This is a genomic window from Acinetobacter sp. MF4642, from assembly GCF_002018925.1.
GTDB classification, from domain to species: domain Bacteria; phylum Pseudomonadota; class Gammaproteobacteria; order Pseudomonadales; family Moraxellaceae; genus Acinetobacter; species Acinetobacter johnsonii.
In genome coordinates this window covers 1-19,927 of sequence record NZ_MVON01000043.1, presented here as the reverse complement: position 1 = coordinate 19,927, position 19,927 = coordinate 1, and the positions used below count along the sequence as shown (strand labels likewise).

The 19,927-nt window shown below is 39.9% G+C and carries 21 protein-coding genes and 2 pseudogenes; 15 read left to right on the top strand and 8 right to left on the bottom strand.

The window, feature by feature from the left end:
• Together MF4642_RS17415 and MF4642_RS15395 are read left to right on the top strand one after the other, a co-directional pair.
• Positions 1-115 (top strand): IS3 family transposase (locus MF4642_RS17415; RefSeq protein ID WP_413772799.1); only part of this gene is annotated, 115 nt, incomplete at its 5' end.
• A gap of 244 nt (positions 116-359) precedes the next feature.
• Positions 360-1,078: pseudogene (locus tag MF4642_RS15395) on the top strand (SDR family NAD(P)-dependent oxidoreductase).
• 73 nt (positions 1,079-1,151) lie between these two features.
• Here the strand turns inward: MF4642_RS15395 and MF4642_RS15390 are convergent.
• The gene (locus tag MF4642_RS15390) at positions 1,152-1,457 is read right to left on the bottom strand and encodes a putative quinol monooxygenase (RefSeq protein ID WP_078426763.1); all 306 of its coding nucleotides are present in this window, start codon (positions 1,455-1,457) and stop codon (positions 1,152-1,154) included.
• 204 nt (positions 1,458-1,661) lie between these two features.
• Between MF4642_RS15390 and MF4642_RS15385 the strand changes: the two are divergent.
• Positions 1,662-2,375, top strand: a pseudogene (locus MF4642_RS15385) (transglutaminase-like domain-containing protein).
• Between the two features lie 71 nt (positions 2,376-2,446).
• Here MF4642_RS15385 and MF4642_RS15380 read toward each other — a convergent pair.
• Both MF4642_RS15380 and MF4642_RS15375 read right to left on the bottom strand, forming a co-directional pair.
• Complete coding sequence (locus tag MF4642_RS15380) at positions 2,447-3,319, bottom strand: NAD(P)-dependent oxidoreductase (protein ID WP_004697044.1); 873 nt, start codon at positions 3,317-3,319, stop codon at positions 2,447-2,449.
• Between the two features lie 15 nt (positions 3,320-3,334).
• Positions 3,335-4,426: an alpha/beta fold hydrolase gene (locus tag MF4642_RS15375; RefSeq protein ID WP_078426762.1), complete on the bottom strand. Its 1,092-nt coding sequence runs from the start codon at positions 4,424-4,426 to the stop codon at positions 3,335-3,337.
• Positions 4,427-4,568: 142 nt separating this feature from the next.
• Here MF4642_RS15375 and MF4642_RS15370 point away from each other — a divergent pair, with 142 nt between their 5' ends.
• The 9 genes from MF4642_RS15370 (at position 4,569) to trpB (ending at position 12,246) form a co-directional block, all read left to right on the top strand.
• Positions 4,569-5,756 (top strand): O-succinylhomoserine sulfhydrylase, encoded by a 1,188-nt coding sequence (locus MF4642_RS15370; protein WP_078426761.1) that lies wholly within the window; start codon positions 4,569-4,571, stop codon positions 5,754-5,756.
• A gap of 28 nt (positions 5,757-5,784) precedes the next feature.
• Positions 5,785-6,114 carry a YbaB/EbfC family nucleoid-associated protein gene (locus MF4642_RS15365; RefSeq protein WP_004984648.1) on the top strand — a complete coding sequence of 110 codons (330 nt, stop codon included), beginning with the start codon at positions 5,785-5,787 and terminating at the stop codon, positions 6,112-6,114.
• A 16-nt stretch (positions 6,115-6,130) separates the two neighbouring features.
• Positions 6,131-6,727 carry a recombination mediator RecR gene (gene recR, locus MF4642_RS15360; RefSeq protein ID WP_004697052.1) on the top strand — a complete coding sequence of 199 codons (597 nt, stop codon included), beginning with the start codon at positions 6,131-6,133 and terminating at the stop codon, positions 6,725-6,727.
• A gap of 206 nt (positions 6,728-6,933) precedes the next feature.
• Positions 6,934-8,076 (top strand): ribonuclease D, encoded by a 1,143-nt coding sequence (locus MF4642_RS15355; RefSeq protein WP_078426760.1) that lies wholly within the window; start codon positions 6,934-6,936, stop codon positions 8,074-8,076.
• A 129-nt stretch (positions 8,077-8,205) separates the two neighbouring features.
• Positions 8,206-8,514 carry a YcgL domain-containing protein gene (locus MF4642_RS15350; RefSeq protein ID WP_004984643.1) on the top strand — a complete coding sequence of 103 codons (309 nt, stop codon included), beginning with the start codon at positions 8,206-8,208 and terminating at the stop codon, positions 8,512-8,514.
• Positions 8,515-8,536: 22 nt separating this feature from the next.
• Complete coding sequence (locus MF4642_RS15345) at positions 8,537-8,920, top strand: hypothetical protein (protein WP_004697064.1); 384 nt, start codon at positions 8,537-8,539, stop codon at positions 8,918-8,920.
• Between the two features lie 22 nt (positions 8,921-8,942).
• Positions 8,943-9,794 carry an AAA family ATPase gene (locus tag MF4642_RS15340; RefSeq protein WP_004697065.1) on the top strand — a complete coding sequence of 284 codons (852 nt, stop codon included), beginning with the start codon at positions 8,943-8,945 and terminating at the stop codon, positions 9,792-9,794.
• A gap of 13 nt (positions 9,795-9,807) precedes the next feature.
• Positions 9,808-10,995, top strand: coding sequence for a vWA domain-containing protein (locus MF4642_RS15335; RefSeq protein ID WP_078426759.1), 1,188 nt, complete (start codon positions 9,808-9,810; stop codon positions 10,993-10,995).
• Positions 10,996-11,037: 42 nt separating this feature from the next.
• The gene (gene trpB / locus MF4642_RS15330; RefSeq protein WP_078426758.1) at positions 11,038-12,246 is read left to right on the top strand and encodes a tryptophan synthase subunit beta; all 1,209 of its coding nucleotides are present in this window, start codon (positions 11,038-11,040) and stop codon (positions 12,244-12,246) included.
• Positions 12,247-12,379: 133 nt separating this feature from the next.
• Here trpB and MF4642_RS15325 read toward each other — a convergent pair whose 3' ends face one another.
• The 3 genes from MF4642_RS15325 to MF4642_RS15315 form a co-directional block, all read right to left on the bottom strand.
• Positions 12,380-12,811 carry a CBS domain-containing protein gene (locus MF4642_RS15325; RefSeq protein ID WP_078426757.1) on the bottom strand — a complete coding sequence of 144 codons (432 nt, stop codon included), beginning with the start codon at positions 12,809-12,811 and terminating at the stop codon, positions 12,380-12,382.
• A 131-nt stretch (positions 12,812-12,942) separates the two neighbouring features.
• The gene (locus MF4642_RS15320; RefSeq protein WP_078426756.1) at positions 12,943-13,323 is read right to left on the bottom strand and encodes a DUF2750 domain-containing protein; all 381 of its coding nucleotides are present in this window, start codon (positions 13,321-13,323) and stop codon (positions 12,943-12,945) included.
• 140 nt (positions 13,324-13,463) lie between these two features.
• Positions 13,464-13,697 (bottom strand): hypothetical protein, encoded by a 234-nt coding sequence (locus tag MF4642_RS15315; RefSeq protein ID WP_004697075.1) that lies wholly within the window; start codon positions 13,695-13,697, stop codon positions 13,464-13,466.
• A 217-nt stretch (positions 13,698-13,914) separates the two neighbouring features.
• On the opposite strand from MF4642_RS15315, the gene MF4642_RS15310 reads away from it, so the two are divergent.
• Positions 13,915-14,274: a hypothetical protein gene (locus MF4642_RS15310; protein ID WP_004697078.1), complete on the top strand. Its 360-nt coding sequence runs from the start codon at positions 13,915-13,917 to the stop codon at positions 14,272-14,274.
• A gap of 377 nt (positions 14,275-14,651) precedes the next feature.
• Here the strand turns inward: MF4642_RS15310 and MF4642_RS15300 are convergent, their stop codons facing one another.
• Complete coding sequence (locus tag MF4642_RS15300; RefSeq protein ID WP_078426754.1) at positions 14,652-16,244, bottom strand: M16 family metallopeptidase; 1,593 nt, start codon at positions 16,242-16,244, stop codon at positions 14,652-14,654.
• Positions 16,244-17,623 carry a M16 family metallopeptidase gene (locus tag MF4642_RS15295; protein ID WP_078426764.1) on the bottom strand — a complete coding sequence of 460 codons (1,380 nt, stop codon included), beginning with the start codon at positions 17,621-17,623 and terminating at the stop codon, positions 16,244-16,246. Before MF4642_RS15295 ends, MF4642_RS15300 begins: the two co-directional genes overlap by 1 nt.
• 190 nt (positions 17,624-17,813) lie before the next feature.
• Between MF4642_RS15295 and ftsY the strand changes: the two genes are divergently transcribed.
• Together ftsY and MF4642_RS15285 are read left to right on the top strand one after the other, a co-directional pair.
• Entirely contained in the window at positions 17,814-18,920 is a 1,107-nt protein-coding gene (gene ftsY, locus MF4642_RS15290) for a signal recognition particle-docking protein FtsY (protein WP_078426753.1), read from the top strand.
• A 194-nt stretch (positions 18,921-19,114) separates the two neighbouring features.
• Complete coding sequence (locus tag MF4642_RS15285) at positions 19,115-19,801, top strand: nitroreductase family protein (protein ID WP_078426752.1); 687 nt, start codon at positions 19,115-19,117, stop codon at positions 19,799-19,801.
• Positions 19,802-19,927: the final 126 nt, after the last annotated feature.

Here is a 19,927-nt window from a genome sequence, read left to right as displayed (position 1 = left end):
CTGGGTATATTGGTTCAATAAAAAGCGTGTACACAGTGCACTGGGTTATGTATCGCCTTTTGAGTTTGAAGCAATGTACTATGATAAGATTAACCCGTTAGGTCAGGTGGCCTAACTTAAATAAAAAAGTCTCCGACAAACCCGGTACGGTTCATGCCTTGTGCTGGGGATTTACTTGAAATAAGCGGGTGGAAAATAAATTATGGAAATGTAATTTACTTTCTGTGAATTTGAGAATCATAGTCTTTAATGACTAAATATAAATATTTGAAAAATATAAAATGATGAATAAAGCTTGATTTAAAGTTAAGTTAAGTTTAAATCATTATGCAGTTCATTATGAAAGGATGAATTAAAATATGAATGATTTAGGTCGAACATTTCTAATTTATGGTGCAAGTAGAGGCTTAGGCAAAGCGATTGTAAACTTAGTGCCTGAAGCTCAGGATAAAGTTTATGGCGTTTCTCGTACTATTCCTAAAAATAATGATCAATTGAAGTGGATTTGTGCGGATTTATCTGCTCCTGAAGATGCAGTAGAGAAGGTAAAAGAAGCAGTCAAAGATGAGAAAATAGATGTTCTAATTTATAATGTTGGAATTTGGGAAAATAATGCTTTTATAGAGCATTATAACTTTAAAGAGGTTTCATCTGCTGAGTTAAATACCATTCTAAATACAAGTATTAATACTTGTATTCAGTCTCTTCAGTCCTTGATAGAAAATTTAAAGTTATCGGATAACGCTAAAGTCATATTGATCGGTTCTACATGGGGTGTGGACAATCATAATGGCAAAGAGTTAGTCTTTTCTGCAACGAAATATGCTTTGCGTGGAATTGCTCAATCATTGCGGGAGATTTTGCGTAATGACCTGATTGGGGTGAGTGTTTTAAATCTAGGGTATTTGGCGACAGAATATGAAGCAGATGTTCCAACCGCAACTGTATTGGCAGAGACCAATCATGCTTTAATTCCTTTATCAGATGTCATTCTAGCCATAAAATTTATCATCTCTACCAGTATGCATCTTATGTTAAAGAAATCCTCATGCCTGCAATGAAAGATGAAAATATTTAAATCAAGATGTTTCGCTGTAATTTTACATGGACGTATTTATCGGATAGTTTTATTTTTCGATACCATATTCGATTTAGGTGAAGCTGCTTTGGTGTGAAAACTCATCCATCAATATATACGTTCCTGCAGCTCTTTGGTATTGGTCAATTAACGGCACTAATCTTTTAAAATGCTCTGTTTCACAATGTGCATCTAGTGCTGCGCGATCATGCCATTCTTCAATAAATATAAAATGCCCAGCATCTTTCTGATCAATAAATAGGTCGTAGGATATACATCTTGGTTCAGCTTTTGTTTTTTCTAAAAGTTCGCGATATAAAGGCATGACTCTATCAATATGTTCTAGTTTAATAAAATCCTGAGCAATGACTTTGAGCATAAATTGTTTATCCTAAATTTAATTCGGTTTCTTATGCAAAATTATATGTGCTGAATTAATTGAGTATACAGAGCTCTACTATAAAATTAATCAAGCTCAAAACAATCTTTAGTCTTAATTCATTATAAAAGTGGGCAGTAAAAATATTGACCTTGGACTAACTCCATAGTTTTAAATCAAAATGACTATACTGGAGAGCTGAGTATGCAAAGGCTATTAGAACAGACACCGATTTTAGATTATCACCATCCATCAATTCATAATTTGATTGAACAACGCAAATGGAGAGATCTTGATGAAGTTAATAAGGTGAGGAATATTTATAACTTTGTTCGTGATGAAGTTCAATTTGGCTATAACACGGGAGATACGATACAGGCATCTCAAGTCCTAAGGGACGGTTATGGTCAGTGTAATACCAAAGCAACGTTATTGATGGCGTTACTTCGAGCGGTGGGTGCAGCCACTCGGATACATGGGTTTACCATCGATAAAGCCTTATAAAAAGGCGCAATCAAAGGCATTTGGTATAAGTTATCGGTCAAGAATATTTTACATAGTTGGGTCGAAGTTCATGTGAATGGACAATGGTATATTCAGGAGGGTGTAATTCTTGATCGACTCTATCTAGAAAAATTACAAAGTATAAATAAGCATCAAACAACAACCTTTTGTGGTTTTGAGGTATTTACCTAGAACTTTGAAAATCCACCTATTGATTGGAATTTGAATGATACTTTTATCCAAGACAAGGGGATTAACCAAGATTTTGGTTTATTTGATAGCCCAGATGATTTTTATAATATGTATCAACAAGAACTTAGTCCGATACAGCATATGGCTTTTAAGTATGTAGTCAGACACTTAATGAATCAAAACGTCAATAAAATTAGAAATATACAAAAAGCCTCTTTATGAGGCTTTTTGTTCGGCCATCGGAATAGCTTAACTTATGATTAAAGTTAAAGTATGACTGACTATGATAAGCATTACTCTAAAGTGATTTTGCTCCATGACTCATATAGTTTAACTGCGGAAGAAAAATCGCTGTCTGCTTCAGATAAATCACTGGCAGTTTGAATTAAACTTTGAGCCAGTCCAATCACAGGCGCGGATAGTTTTGCTTCGCGGACTAAATCCACGGCAATGCCCGTATCTTTTGCTAATAGAGGGAGTGCAAAAGTAAGCGGGAAGCTGCGGTTGAGAATGCGCTGTGGTAAAACAGTTTCAGTTACGCCACTTTTACCACTCGACGCATTAATGCAATCTAATGCTTCGTTTAAATTTACGCCATGGGCTTTTAGGGTGGTAAACCCTTCGGCAACAGCACAGAGGTTCACAGCCAAAAGCATATTGTTTACGGCTTTAACTGCAAAACCAGCACCTGATTCGCCCACGTGTTTAATCAGTTTACCAAACGCTTGAATCGCAGGTAGTGCGCGTTCAAAAGCTGCGGCATCACCACCGATCATAACCGTAAGGGTTGCATTATCCGCACCAATAGTTTGACCACTCACAGGTGCATCTAAAAAGTCCACACCGTGTTGTTTAAGCTGTTCAGCTACTTTTTTTGCAGAAGAGGGTACACCGCTGGTGCAATCGACCCAAATACTGCCTGCTTTAAGCTCAACTTGTGCAAGTAAGTCTTCAATATCTTGACTGGTTGGAAGACAAGAGAAGACTACATCGGCCTGAACTGCTTGCGCAAGTTCCACCGCCTGCGTGCCATAGGCTTCTGCATGTTGTTTTGCTTTATCAAAATTGCGATTCCATACCCACACGTGTTCAAAGTGTTTAGGTAAGTGTGATGCCATGCGATAACCCATGGCGCCTAGACCGATAAATGCAACTGACTGAATCATGTCAAACCTTAGTATTTAAATTTTACTTGAACGTTCACTTAACCACTGAGCCAGTTGTGGCCAAAATTCATCGGCACTACGTTTACTCGACATCAGTCCTAAATGTCCCCCTGGGATAAGAGTAAACGTGACATCGGTGCTACTTGTCAATTGGGTTAATGGCTGAGCTGCCTCTGCTGTAACAAGTTGGTCTGTTGTGCCCGCAGCCACAAGCAATGAGCACTGTATATTTTTTAAAGCTATGCTTTTCTCATTTAATGTGATTAGTCCAGTTTTGAGTGGATTACGCAGCCAAACATTAAAAAGCATGTCTTGATTGATGCCTCCGGGATAATCAATCATACGATTGAGAAAACCGCCAATGGTGGCATGCTCATACAAGGCTTCATGGTCATCTAAATTAAGCAGTAGGTTTTTATGACTTTGAAACCAACCGATAGGATCAATGATTTTAAAACCAAAAGTATTTAATCTCCCAGTGGTATGAAGCAGGCGCTTTGGTATTTTGCCCTGATAAATTTGCTGTTGTATTGCTTTGCTTTTTGAAATGATTCGATTGAGATATGCAAAGAACTGTCCATTTCGCCCAGATTTATAACTGTCAATTGGGCTCCCTAAAACCATTAAATTTTTCACAAAATTGGGTTGATGTAGGGCGGTATACAAGGTCACGAAAATGCCAGCCATACTCCAACCATGCAGAGAAATTTGCTCGCTATCACTATGTTTTAAAATGCTTTGTATACAGAGTGGAATATAATGATCAATAAACGTCAGAAAGTTAAAATGACGGTTATGAATATTTAATTTCCCCCAATCAATCACATATACGGCAAAGCCTTGCTGTTGGAAGTACTTCACCAGTGAGCGATAAGGGTAAAGGTCGTAAATAGACATATTGATGGCTAGCGGGACCACAAAAACCAATGGTTCTTTATACTTACGCACTTCAGGTGCGTAATAGCGAATTTGGGTCAGATCAAATGTTTCAATCACTTCATAAGGTGTGCTTTGTGACAAAATGAGTGACTTTCCATTAAAAATGCGCGTAGAAAGATTCTTTAATTTATTTTGATGCGTTGAAATTTTAGTTTTTAAAGCGTGCATATAGGTCTTAGATCTCAAATAAGCAGAAAGTTTGATCGAAGTCTAATCAATATTCGCGTATTTTACCTTGACCTTAAATAGCCTAGACGCTCAAAATGTTGGCAATTCTTTACAAAGGCAGTCTGTCGACTGAACCAGAGCCATGAGCCTACAAGACGAATTTGAATACCAATTAGATACCTTAGCCATTCGTACTGGGCATACGCGTAGTTTCGAGGGAGAACATGGCGAACCTATCTTTCTAACTTCATCATTTGTCTATGAAAATGCAGCAGAGGCCGCAGCAAAATTTTCAGGTCAAGAGCCAGGGAACATCTACTCGCGTTTTACCAACCCAACTGTTGCAATGTTTGAAAAACGCCTTGCAGCTTTAGAAGGTGCAGAGCGGGCAGTGGCAACCAGTTCAGGTATGGCCGCAATTATGGCCGTGGCAATGTCATTTTTAAAACTGGGCGATCATGTGATTTGTTCACGTGCGGTATTTGGTTCGACCGTATCTTTGTTTGAAAAATATGTGGCTAAGTTTGGTGTAACTGTCGACTTTGTCGATTTAACAGATTTAGATGCATGGAAAAATGCCGTTAAGCCTGAAACTAAATTGCTCTTTGTTGAGTCTCCGTCGAATCCTTTGGCTGAAGTGGCAGACATTCAAGCACTTGCTGATATCGCACATGCCAATGGCGCACTTTTAGCGATTGATAATAGTTTCTGCACACCAGTATTACAGCGTCCAATTGAGTTTGGTGCGGACTTGGTGATTTATTCAGCGACGAAGTATTTGGATGGTCAAGGTCGTGCTCTTGGTGGTGCAGTAGTGGGTAGTCATAAACTACTCGAAGAAGTATTTGGTTATGTGCGTACTACAGGGCCTTCAATGAGTCCTTTCAATGCATGGGTATTTTTAAAAGGCTTAGAGACTTTACGTTTACGTATGCGTGAGCACTCAGCAAGTGCGCAAAAGCTGGCAGAATTCTTAAATACACACCCGAAAGTCGAAAAAGTGTATTACGCAGGTTTACCAGAGCATATTGGGCATGAACTTGCAGCGACGCAACAAACAGGCTTTGGTGGGATCGTTTCTTTTGAAGTGAAAGGCGAGCGCGAAGGGGCTTGGACTGTTATTGACAATACTCAGTTTATTTCAATTACAGGCAACTTGGGCGATGCCAAATCGACCATTACCCATCCTGCAACGACTACCCATGGCAAACTTTCACCAGAAGCGAAACAAGCCGCAGGAATTCGTGAAGGTTTAATTCGTGTTTCTGTTGGTTTAGAAGATATTGATGATATTATTCGCGATATCACACGTGGTTTAGACTTAATCTAATTTTTTAATTTTATGTTCGGAGATTTTAATGAACATTAATATGTTAATGCAGCAAGCTCAACGCATGCAAAAAGACATGGAAAGCAACATTAAAAAAGCTAAAGAAGAGCTTGCGCAAACTGAAGTGCATGCTGAAGCTGGTGGTGGTTTGGTTAAAGTGACGATGACTTGCCGCAATGTGGTAAAACGTATCGAAATCAATCCTGAATTATTGCAAGATGATGCAGACATGATTGAAGACTTAATTGCTGCGGCAATGAATGATGCTGCACGTCAAGCAGAAGCAATCACTGAAGAGCGTATGAAAGCTGCGAACTCAGGTGCAGGCTTACCACCGGGTCTTGCTGGTTTATTCTAATTAAGGAATACGTATAGTGTTTAGCGATCGTTTTGATCAATTGGTACAAGCCTTACGTATTTTGCCAAGTGTTGGGCCGAAATCGGCTCAGCGCATGGCGCTTCATCTGATTATGAAAAATCGTGAAGGGGCTGTGGGTCTTGCACATGCTTTAAACGAAGCCACTAGCTATATTCACGAATGCAGTTTGTGTCACTCACTGACTGAAAACGAAGTTTGTGATATTTGCGTCTCGCATGAACGTGACGATCAACTACTTTGTGTGGTTGAGTCTCCCGCAGATGTGATGGCGATTGAGCAAAGTGGCAGTTTCCGTGGTAAGTACCATGTATTGGGTGGGCATTTATCTCCACTTGATGGTATTGGGCCTGAAGAGATCGGCATTCCTTATCTAATCCAGCGTTTAGGCGATGGTAAAGTAACAGAAGTGATTTTGGCGACCAATGCAACGGTAGAAGGTCAGGCCACAGCGCATTATTTGGTTGAGGCAACGAAACATTTACCGATCCAAATGACGCGTATTGCACAAGGCGTACCACAGGGTGGTGAACTTGAATATGTCGATAGCCATACCTTAAGCCAAGCTGTACATAATAGAATGCGAATGAAATAAGTATTTCGATACTTGTTTCATTTTTTAGTTGAGCTACAAGATTGAAATCTTGAGTAAGATAAAAAAAATATTAATTTGAATCTAGTTGTATAAAAAAATCACAAAAAACGGCAAATAATTAAAAAACCCTTAGAAATCTTGATAGCTAAATGATCTTATTCAGGTAAGATAGCCCAAAGAGCATCTAGCATTAGACGCAGTAGGATATGTTTCAGTTTATTCAGCAGCAACAAGACTTAACACCAGTCTTAGAAAAAATGGATCGTAACGAAGTCTATGGACTCGATACAGAATTCATCAAAGTCGATACCTTATGGCCAAAGTTAGGTGTATTTCAAATCAATGTCGAAAACAATGTCTATTTACTCGATGGTATGACACTCGATTTAACTGAATTTTGGAATAAACTTTTTCGCGCACAACAAAATGTCTTTCATGCATGTAGTGAAGATATCGACCTGATTTATCACTATGCACAGCATAAAACCTTAAACAATGTATTTGATACCCAAGTGGGCATGTCATTTTTAGGACATGGTCTACAAGTCAGCTATCAAAATGCCCTGAAACAAATGTTGGATGTCGATATCGACAAAGGGGAAACGCGCTCAAACTGGTTGGCGCGTCCATTGAGCCCTGCACAATTGAGCTATGCGGCAAACGATGTGCTGTACTTGATGAATCTCTCAGAAAAAGTTAAACAAGAACTAGATTCAAAGTCACTCCTAAACTTTGCTCTTGAAGACTGTCAGCATCTGACGCAAGAAATCGCGACAGAAACGCCTTTGCATTTGCTCTATCAAGATATTGGTAACTATCGACATTCACGTCGTCAGTTAATGCAGTTACAGCAGTTGGCAGTGTGGCGTGAACAGATGGTAAAAGCGCTTAATACGCCACGTAGTTTTATTCTGAAAAACTCAAGCATGATTGATTTGGTTGAGAAAAATCCAAAAAATGCTTTTCAGTTATCGGGTGTAAAAGACATACGTCAAAACGTTGTCCGCGAGCACGGCAAAACCATTTTAGATTTGGTGAAGTTCTTGCCTGAGCAAACGGATTGGCCGCTACGCATGGCACGTCCCATCCGTCATTCTTCAAAAGATGTGGGGGAGAAGATTGATCACTTAATTCAAAATGTGGTCAATGAAACCAGCATTCCTAAAGAAGTGTTGATGCGCAAAAAGTGGATGAACGCACTGCATCAACATGTGGTTTTTCATAATGATGAGCAAGACTTGCCTGATTATTTATTAGGTTGGCGTTATGATTTGTTAACCCAACCTTTAATTCAACTCCTACGCCGTGATGAAAGCTATCTTTCGACGCAAATGAAAGTCATGGATTAATAATTAGTCAATTGGTCTGAAGTTTGAATATTTATACAAAATCACGACTGATGCGTTAATCATGACTAATGTCAGCTGCTTTTATTTGATGTATCCTGTGGCTTGAGTTATTTGAGTGCTGTTTTAGATATGCAATGTTCTATTTATAAATCAAGCAAAAAAGATGAAATGTATCTTTATATTGCTTGTCCAACTGAAGCCGATCAAGCCGCTGAAGATTTTAGCCCATTGAATGTTTTACCTGAAGCTGTTCGTGTTGCATTTGGTCGAGCGACTTTTGTGATGTCATTAGAGCTGAGTGAAGCGCGTAAATTGGCCCGTGTAAATGTATTGCATGTCATGGATTCGATTCAAACTCAAGGCTTCTTTCTACAAATGCCGCCAGAAGGATTAATCAATCCGAACGCTGCGGCACCAGAAGGCCTTCGTGGCGCATAAAGCATAATTCAGGAGTTGCACCGTGGATAGTTTTCTTTCAATGCTCGATTCAATTCCTGAAGACAGTATTGCTGTCACAGTTTACCTTTTGGGCAGTTTGCTGATTTTGTGGTGTTGGTATTCCATTGCCACACGCCTGCCGAAGCTGTTGGGTGGCATCACATGGATGATGATCTTTGCCATTTTATTGACGCCAACGGTTTCCGAAGGTCCAAACTCATCGATTGCACCGGCTATTTTTGGCTTGCTTTTCGGTGTGTTAACGAAAGAATCAGCACTCATTTGGTCAAATTTGTCACTGATTCTCTTTGTCATGGGTGTGGGGCTTGTGATCGGTTTCTTTTGGTCAAAATATGTGGCTAATAAAACCAAAGCAGTTGTTAGTAACAATCATTCACCGTTGTAATTAATAAAAATAAGGTTTAATCATGTCTGTTGAAACACAACAATTTACGGGTACAGATCAGTACATCGCTACCGATAGTTTAAAACTTGCTGTAAAAGCTGCACGTAGCTTACAAAAGCCTTTATTGGTCAAAGGTGAGCCAGGTACGGGTAAAACTTTACTGGCTGAACAAGTGGCTGAAAGCTTAGGCTTAAAATTATTGACTTGGCACATTAAGTCAACCACAAAAGCCCAGCAAGGTTTATATGAGTATGATGCGGTTTCACGTCTACGTGACAGCCAACTGGGTGACGACCGTGTATATGACATTAAAAACTATATTAAACCGGGTAAATTGTGGGAAGCGTTCACCAGTGAAGAACGTTGTGTTTTATTGATTGATGAAATTGATAAGGCGGACATTGAGTTTCCAAACGACTTGTTGCATGAATTGGATAAGATGTCTTTCTATGTATATGAGACGGGCGAAACCATTACTGCATCACAACGTCCTATTGTGATTATTACTTCAAATAATGAAAAAGAACTTCCAGATGCATTCTTGCGTCGTTGTTTCTTCCATTATATTGAATTTCCAGACGACGCAACCATGCGTGAAATTATTGATGTTCATTTCCCGCAAATTTCAACGGCATTGGTCAATGAAGCATTACAAGTTTTCTTCAAATTACGTCAAGTTCCGGGTCTAAAAAAACCGCCATCAACTTCTGAATTGATTGACTGGTTAAGCTTGCTGATGGCTGATGATATGCCAGAAGATGTACTGCGCAATCATGATAAGTCTAAAGCCATTCCACCTTTATATGGTGCACTCATTAAAAACGAACAAGATGTACAGTTGCTTGAACGTTTAGCCTTCATGTCACGTCGCTAAAGGAGAAACACGCATGTTTGTGCGCTTGTTTTATACCTTACGCAAATACGGTGTTCCTGTCTCGACGCGTGAACTGATCGATCTGAATGAAGCTGTTGCTTCAGGTTTGGTCTTTGCCGATCAAGAAGAGTTCTATCAACTCGCCAAAACTATTATGGTGAAAGATGAACGCTTCTTTGACAAATTTGACCGAGGGATGAAAGACTATTTTGATGGGATTTCAACTTTTGATTTGGATGATTTACTCAATAAAGTTCAAAAGTTACCGAAAGACTGGTTCGATTTAGAACTCTTAGAAAAGCATCTAACTCCTGAGCAGCGTGAAGAATTAAAGAAAGCAGGTTCATTAGAAGAACTCATGAAAATGCTGGAAGAACGTTTACGCGAGCAGCATAAGAAGCATCAGGGTGGAAACAAGATGATCGGCACTGGAGGAACTTCTCCATTTGGTGCTTATGGTGATCATCCTGAAGGGGTGCGTATTGGTGGGCCGGGACGTAAACGTTCTGCTGTAAAAGTTTGGGAACAACGTAAATATCAGAATTTGGATGATGATCAAATTCTCGGGACGCGCCAAATGCAAATGGCATTGCGTCGTTTGCGTAAGTTTGCCAGACAAGGTGCGGCTGAAGAGTTAGACATCGACGGTACAATTCGTGAAACAGCGAAGCAAGGCATACTTGATGTGCAGCTCGTGCCTGAGCGTCGTAATCGCATTAAGGTGCTGATGTTGTTTGATGTGGGTGGATCGATGGATTCCCATATTGCGCAATGCGAAAAACTTTTTAGTGCGGCGAAAACTGAGTTTAAAACCTTAGAGTATTTCTATTTCCATAACTGTTTATATGACTATGTTTGGAAGGACAATGTACGTCGCTCAAGCACCCGTATGAATACGTGGGATTTATTCAATACCTATGGACGCGACTATCGTGTAATTGTGGTTGGGGATGCTTCTATGGCACCTTATGAACTCAATTCTGTGGGTGGTTCGGTTGAATATATGAATGATGAAGCAGGCAGTGTTTGGCTGCAGCGTTTACGCAATCATTTTGAAAAAACAGCATGGTTGAACCCAGAAGAAGATCGTTATTGGCATTACACCCATACGATTGGTTTGATTAAGCAAATTTTTGAAGACCATATGTACCCAATGACCCTCAAAGGCGTTGAGGATATGACTAAGTATTTAGCACGATAAAGCTGGAAAGAAAGCACATTTTAAGAATAAGGATCATAAAAAATGGATCATCAAATTAATGGTATTGCTTTGCCTAATGAAGCGGGCTTTTTTGGGAACTATGGTGGTCAGTTTATCCCACCTCACTTAAAAGCGGCAATGGATGACATTAAAGTCGCTTACGAGCAAATTCGTGTAACAGAAGAATTTCAAACTGAACTTGCTGAACTGTTTGCACACTATGTTGGTCGTCCAAGTCCGTTGTTTTATGCAAAACGGTTATCTGAACAGTTGGGCGGGGCAAAGATCTATCTAAAGCGTGAAGACTTAAACCACACAGGCGCACATAAAATTAATCACTGTTTGGGTGAAGCGCTGCTTGCAAAATATATGGGTAAAACCAAAGTTATTGCAGAAACCGGTGCAGGGCAGCATGGCGTAGCATTGGCAACCGCCTGTGCTTTGGTCGGGATTCCGTGTGAAATTCATATGGGGCAGGTGGATATTGAAAAAGAACATCCCAATGTCGTCAAAATGAAAATCCTTGGAGCAACACTCATTTCAGTGACACGTGGTACTGCAACATTGAAAGATGCTGTGGACAGTGCTTTTGAAGAGTATTTAAAAGATCCAACCAATTATATCTATGCTATTGGTTCGGTTGTTGGGCCACATCCATTTCCAATGATGGTGCGCGACTTCCAGTCGATTATTGGTAAAGAAATTAAAGAACAAACCTATGAGCGCTTTGGTGCGAACCCAGATTATGTGGTTGCATGTGTGGGTGGTGGTTCAAATGCTATGGGTGCTTTCACCGCATTTTTAAACGATGCAGATGTGAAACTAATTGGTGTAGAGCCTGCTGGTCATGGTCTTGATACCGACATGCACTCGGCAACCTTAACTTTAGGTAAACCAAGTCAAATTCATGGTATGGCGTGTTATGTACTTGAAAATGATCAAGGTGAACCGTTACCAGTACATTCGATTGCTTCAGGTCTAGATTATCCTGGCGTCGGGCCTCAGCACAGTCTGCTGAAAGATTTAGGTCGTGTTGAATACACTACAGCGACTGATCAAGAGTGCTTGGATGCGTTTATGCGGTTGTCGCGAGTTGAAGGAATTGTACCTGCGCTTGAAAGTTCACATGCCGTGGCGTGGGTGCTTCGTGAAGCTCCAAAGTTGGCCAAAGATATTAAAATTGTGGTGAATGTATCTGGTCGTGGCGACAAAGATGCAGACTATGTCGCTGCAAAATTAGGTCTGAACTAAGTTTTAAGCCTTTCATAGTTATATAAAAATCCCTGCTTAGTGCAGGGATTTTTATATGGTTTCAACTTTATTTTTTATCATTAGTAGCCAATGCTGAGTATACGTTCATTATTGAACACCTCACCATTAAAACTTAACCTGAAATATACTGTTGTAGTTGCTCAATCAGTTTCTTTTGATCATCCATTGCCGCTTTCACCAAGTCACCAATAGAAATGAGTCCCAATAATTTATCTTGTTCAACCACGGGCAAGTGACGTAGATGGCGATCTGTCATAAGGTCTAAACATTCTTCAACCGTAACTGCTGTTGTGACCGTCAGTACTTTTGCTGTCATAATTTCATTGACTGTGGTTTGCTTTGAAGTACGTTCCATCAACATGACTTTGCGCATGTAGTCACGTTCGGACAATATACCTACAACGCGTTCTTCTTGTGTGACCACAAGTGCACCAATGCCTTTATCTGCCATAAGTGAAATTGCTTCAAAAACGGTGGCTTCAGGGCTGATGGTGTAGATTGCTTGATGTGCTTTATCTTTTAATACTTGAGCAACATTGGTCATAGGGCATATCCTTGGTTGTGGTTATTGTTTTATATTTAAATTAGCGCGATTTAAAAAAAAAGCAAATACTTTACAGTCAGAGCTCTCAATAAAATAATAAGTTAATTACGTCTTATTGTTCTTAATGAGCCTTAAGCTGGCGACAGAATACGGTCATTGAAGAAAAAGTGACGCATTTGAGACGTGCTGAGCTTCATACGCTTTGTGCCATTACATAGCGCAGGGGTGACTTTTAAGCGTGACAGAGTAGGCAGTAATGCGCTTTGGAAATCTTGTGGCGTGATTTTTTTAGGAATATAGTTTGGCCAGTGCAATTGAGCATATTGATGTGCGTGTAAACCATTGAGCCAAAAAGGGAAAACATAGTCATCATGATCTGAGGTCATCGCCCAGCCTTGCTGTTCAGTGTTGTAAAGCCCCCAAAGAATACCGCAGTACATCATGCCTCTTAGAATATTGATTTTTAAATATAAATGATTTGAAATCGGTTGGAGTTTTAAAATTTTGTACATAGCGTTATGTCAGTAAGGAACATGACGCTATTTTAAATAATTAAGATGAAAGTTCAGTGTAAGCTTTGCATAACTATGTAAATAAATATGTCATATCAAAATGTTAGCCTCAAAAAAAACGCCACCTAGGTGACGTTTTATTATGCTTTCATGGTGGCAAGCTGTTGCCAGTATTGTGCTTTCAGCGAGTCACGTTCTACGCGGAAACCTTGATAATAAAGTTCTGCCAAAAACAGTGCTGCTTTACCGTGGCCAGCGCGTGCAACGCTTTCTAACTGTTGTACTGCTTCTACGAAGTTCATTTGTGATTGAATGGTGTTTACTGCATCCGCATACGCATGTTCTAAGTCATGATGAGAGATTTGTTGAATCATATTAAGCTCCTTATTCTAATTATGATCACTTAAAGGTAATTTTACCTTTAGATATAAATATCACGCTAATGTTAAATATTTATTACAAATTGCTGGAATTGTCAAATATATTGTCGAGTATTCTTCATCTTATTTTGTTTACATGATTAAACAATGAACAATCAAAAGATTAAATATGATAATAAAACAGGAAACTGTATTTTATAAGGAGAATAACATGACAAATACATTAGACGGTTTTGATTTTGATATGCCTCCAACTGTTTCTCAAATTGTAGCGTTGGCGCAATATCACCGAACGCTATTAGATGAAGCAGTTTTCCATCAAGAAATTCATCTTGGGGATTTTTGTTTGGCACAACGTAAACGAGTTTATGATTTCACACGTCAGCTTGATGAAAATCAACGGGCTGATTTTTATGAAACATACAATGGGGAGCTAAGACGTATTGCCGATGACGATCCTGCACACCCTGCAGATGCAGAAAATGGTGTTGGGGCTTTCGCCATTATGATTGCATTGGGGGTAATTGCCTTGGTGCTCTATTTTGCAGTTATTCGTAGCATTGTTGGTTAGACTTTTGCTTTACAAACAATCTGACTTGCTGAAATTATGTCCTCTTTAGCATTAATGGGGGGCATTTTTCAGCATTTCAACTTGTGATTATGCAATTCGCTACTTACACTAGTTTCACTAGAGGTAGGTTATGCACATTGCGATCCAAAAAATTCTTAAATTAAAATCACAGATTACGCTTGTACAAATTTATAATGGTCTGATGGCATTGATCATTATGCTTATTGTCATTTTATCGAGTATTGCCTTATCTCGACCCATTTCTCCAAGCCAATTTGAAAATGTAAGTCGCTTATCTCATCAAGCGACTTTCCCAGAAACACAAGAGATGGCACAAGATCTGGTTTTGGAAAACCAGATTTCCTATATTGATTACTTTAGATTAATGCAGGCTCATCAGTTTGAACAGAATCGGGCGAAGCAGCTTCCGGCATTGGCTCCGGAGGTTCAATAATCGCAGGAATTTGATCAGGATGCGGTATGCTTTGCTTAATGTTCGGATCAAGATTCAATTCTAAAATATGTCGAAGTTGCTCTTTATCTAAGGCGTTACTGACAATCACAAGGGTAAGACTCTCAGGGTGAATATGTTTACGTATCGCATTTTGAACATCTAAAGGCGTGATTGTAGCTAAACGTTTTGGGTAGTCTGCTAAATAATTCGCATCTTGCTGATAAAACCCTATAGAGCCGAGTTGTGCATTGATGTTTGCATTGCTGCTATAGCTGTTAGGTAGGCTGCGTAACATACCGGCTTTAGTTTCTTCTAACTGCTGTGCATCAATTGGTTGATGGACAAAGTCAACTAGGGCTTTATGCGCCACTTGTATGCTGTCCATGAGCTGATCTTGCTGGGTTGAATAACTTAGACTAAAACTTCCAGCCGCTTGACTAAATGTAAAAGCACTGTTTGCTCCATAGGTGTATCCACGTTTAACGCGTAGTTCTTTCATTAAAATGGAGCTAAATCCACCCCCACCCAACATACGGTTAGCCAGTTCGAGCGCCAAACGATCAGGATCATCCCGCGTGGTTGATAGATGTCCCATGGTGACGTGGGCTTGAGTTGAATTAAATACAATATGTTGAATATCAAAGTTGGGTTTATCTTGTGGTACAGCAAGTGGCTTTGCTTCTTTACCTTGCGGAAGGGCTGCACTTATTCGTTCAGCCAGTTTCTGCGCTTGTTTAACACTGAGTTGGCCTGTCAGTGCAATATTCATATTTTGACTAACCAGAAATTCATCTCTGAATTTTTTTAAGTGCTGAGTCGTAATTTTTTTAATACTGCCATTGGTTCCCGTAATCGGTTCCGCATAAGGGTGTGAACCGTAGAGCGCACGATAGAAACGAATGCTCATCAATCGACTCGGACTCTCTTTCAATTGCTTCTGACCTACTTGAGTATTGCTCACCATCAAACTAATACTGTTATTTTTAAAAGTAGAGTCTTTTAATACTTCAAGCATCGTACTTACCGCAGCATCTAGTTTTTTAGGGTCAGACAACGAACGCAGTCGAACCACAAACATGTCACGGTGTGCAGCTACACTAAAACGAGCCCCGACTTGTTCAAAGGCATTCGCGATTTCAACTGCATCACGTTGCGTAGTGCCTTCATCGATGAGTTGTGCCGCCATATTGGCAACGCCATATAGTCCTTTTTCTACTTCTATATCTCGTGCAGAGCCTGCATTAAAGGTAAGTTGAATATCCACCATAGGTAAGGCGGGTGACTCAACAAATAGACTTCGAACTTTGTATTTGTTCTTAAGTTCGTGTACATGTGGTGCTGTATGAAGGTCGCTGGTTTGAACCTGTTTTAAGCTTTGTAGAGAAGCAATAGACTGTAATGTACGTGGGTCATCATTGCTAATACTACTTGTACTTACATCTGCAATTACATTGGTAGTGCAAAAGGTAGACAAGGTAATAAATAACAGGTGAAAGATGGTCTTTTGATTTTTCATTATTTTGTGGCCTTCTTTTCTGGTTGAAGGTACAACGTACTTAAGTTATCTCGTACAAAAGCAGTTTGAGCAACGTGCTGAATATCTTCAGGTGTAACCGCTTCAAAATGCTGTGGAAGCTGATCCATTAGTCGATAATTCAAGCCATTCACGGCTAAGTTTCCAATCATCTTTGCTTGCCCGACTATGTCATCTTGACCATAAATTAAGTTTGCAACAAAGCGTGTGCTAATCCGTTCAAGCTCTTGTGGTTGAACAAGTTCTGTTTTGAGTCGCTCAATTTCATATTCAATGGCTTTTTGTAGCTCAGAAAGTTCCACGCCAGTGACTGGAAGTGCGGAGATACTAAATAGACTGTCTCCACGGTTATAAGGGTCATAACTGACACTCAGTGCGGTCGCTAATTTTTTGTCGCGTACAAGGCGCTGTTGTAATCGAGAGCTGATCCCGCTATCTAATAAGCTTCGAATAAGTGTGAGTGCGTAAACATCTTCTGGATTGCTTGCTGTTGCAAGTGATTTGACATTCCAAGCCATATATAAATTTGGCACCTCAACATTGGTATTTTGTTCCATGTGACGGTAGCCAATGTTCTCAAACTCAGTCACATCATTGCGTACAGGTGTTGGATGGCTTTTGATGTCGCCAAAATATTTTTGAACTTGTCTTAGGGCGGATTCTGCATTGACATCTCCCACAATCACCAAAATCGCATTGTTTGGGCTATACCATTTTTGATACCACTGTTTCACGTCATCTAGACTGATATTTTGCAAGTGTTTCATGTGCCCAATGACGGGTTGACGATAGTAACTCGTGGGATACGAAATCCATTTGAAACGTTCGAACGCGAGTGAGCGAGGGTTGTCATCGGTACGCAGGCGTCGCTCCTCCATCACCACTTTAATTTCAGGGTCAAAGTCTTGTTTTCGTAGTAAGAGATTGCGCATACGATCCGCTTCAAGCTCTAAAGCCATAGAGAAGTAAGTTTTAGGATAAAGCTGATAGTAATTGGTGTAATTGGTAAATGTTGCGGCATTTACTGTACCGCCATAGATTCGGCTTAAGCGACTGAATTCGTCATTGGGAACTTTGGATGTGCCTTTAAACATCATATGTTCCAGTACATGCGAAATACCCGTTATATTTCCAGACTCATCAGTGCTACCGACTTTGTACCAAATTTGGGTCATGACCATTGGGGAGCGGTGATCTTCACGGATAATCACCTGCAAGCCATTGCTTAAAGTGGTTTCAAAACTACTGCGGGTAAGTTCACTGCGTATTTGTGCATGAGTGGTTATAGGTAAACAAAGTAGAGTTAAACCCAGTACAACTAAACTTTTTTTATAAGAATGCGTGACTAATAAGTGATGCATATAAAATTTGGGCTCAGGTTGAAGTGAAAGCATTTCAATAAATAACCATTCTTAAGAAAAATACGAAGTAGATCAAGCGCCAGAAGTATTGATTTGTTAAGTGTTTACATAAAGTATTGTTGCTAAGCGAAAGCCTATCTTTTATGGTAGAATCCGTCTTTTTTAACGCAGTGCTTTTCAAGGATTCGGCATGCAACAGCAATCTAATGAGCAGAACAAATTTTTGATTGATGCTGATATCGGGGATGACGATGTCACACTACCAAGTTTACCTGTGGTCAATGTGCCAATCGTTGAAACAAAAGAGCAAACAGTTGTTAGTCCAGTTGTGGTTGCTGAAACAAGCGCAGAAGAAGCAGAGGCATCTGCAAAAGGTGGTTTCTTTAGCCGCATGAAAGAAGGGTTAACCAAAACCCGTAAAAACCTTGCTGATGGTATGGTCAATATTTTGATCGGTGGTAAGGAAATTGATGATGAACTGCTTGAAGAAGTTGAAGAGCAGCTTCTCGTGGCCGACATTGGCGTTGATGCAACGAAAACCATTATTACCAACTTAACTGAACGTACTGCACGTGGCGATTTAATTTACTCGCACTCACTCTATAAAGCGCTTCAGGAAGAGTTGGTGGCTTTACTAGCACCACGTGTGAAACCTTTACACATCGATCCGAACAAAACGCCTTATGTGATTTTGGTGGTGGGTGTAAACGGTGTGGGTAAAACCACAACCATTGGTAAATTGGCAAAACGCTTACAAGGTGAAGGCAAGAAAGTGATGCTTGCTGCGGGGGACACTTTCCGTGCGGCGGCGACTGAACAGCTTCAAATTTGGGGTGAACGTAATAATATTGCCGTAGTCGCACAAGGCCATGGCGCTGACAGCGCTTCTGTCATTTTCGATGCGTTTGAAAGTGCGCGTGCGAAAGGTGTTGATGTTTTGATCGCAGATACCGCAGGTCGTTTACATAATAAAGGTCATCTCATGCAAGAGTTGACTAAAGTAAAACGTGTCATGCAAAAAATCGATGCAACTGCACCGCACGAAGTTATGTTGGTGGTCGATGCAGGAACAGGTCAAAATGCGATTAATCAAGTAGAAATGTTTGATGAGGCAGTTGGCTTGACAGGTCTGACGATTACTAAACTCGATGGTACTGCGAAAGGCGGTGTACTATTTAATATTGCCAGTCGTACGCATGTTCCAATTCGCTTTATTGGTGTTGGTGAGAAAATTGACGACTTACGTCCATTCTCTGCAAAATCCTTTGTTGCTGCTTTGTTCGAAACAGAGAAATAAGATTCAACAATACTGTTTTTAAAGTGTTAGATTAGTCACATAAACTCCGCTAAATGCGGAGTTTATTTTTTGATTCAATTTGTTTATTTTAAAAACAAACATTTAGGAATCACTTAATGAATATAAGTGATTCTCCTGAGATTACACTAACGTCTAACACAATAGGCATCACTGTACATTTTGGGGAACACGGTATGGCTTTATTACATAAAATTGGACAAGTTCTAACAACGGACTTAACCAAAGACTTAAAATTTAAAAAAAATCACGAAGAAGACCTAAAACAAACCACATTTATCGATCAACTAAAAAAGCGCCGTAGTATTTATGTTTTAGGGAAGCGTGTGCATTTAAGTCAGGTGTATTTAGCTGAATTGATTCAGGAGGCCGTGCGAAGTTGTCCTTCGGCACATAATTCACAAAGTACTTGTATTGTGATTTTAATGGGCAATTCACATCATCACTTTTGGAATGTCGTAAAAGAAGTGCAGCGCAAGTTAGTCCCCGCGCATATTGTTGCTGGTGCAGAACTGAAGGTTGATCAATGCTCGGCAGGGTTTGGCACAGTTTTATTCTATGAAGATCAGCAGATCATTCAACAATTACAAAAGAAAATTCCTTTTGATGCGGCAGAATTTCCAGCTTGGTCAGAGCAAGTTTCAGGTATGGCACAATATGCTGTATGGACCTGTTTAGCAGATGCGGGTTTGGGTGCTTCATTACAACATTATAACCCGAGTATTGACGCTGACATCTCCAAGGTTTTTGAGATTCCAAAACATTGGCTGTTACGTGCGCAATTGGTCTTTGGTTCGATAGAGGAAAAAGCCGCTGAAAAAGAACATTATAAAGATGAAGAGCGTTTTATGATCTATGCATAATGAACCGTACCGACTATATCGGAGACAGTTTATTTAAGTTATGCAACACAATCTAAGGTGTTGATTTTATCATAGTACATATTTTCAAACTCAAATGGTGAAACATAGCCAATAGAACTATGTAGC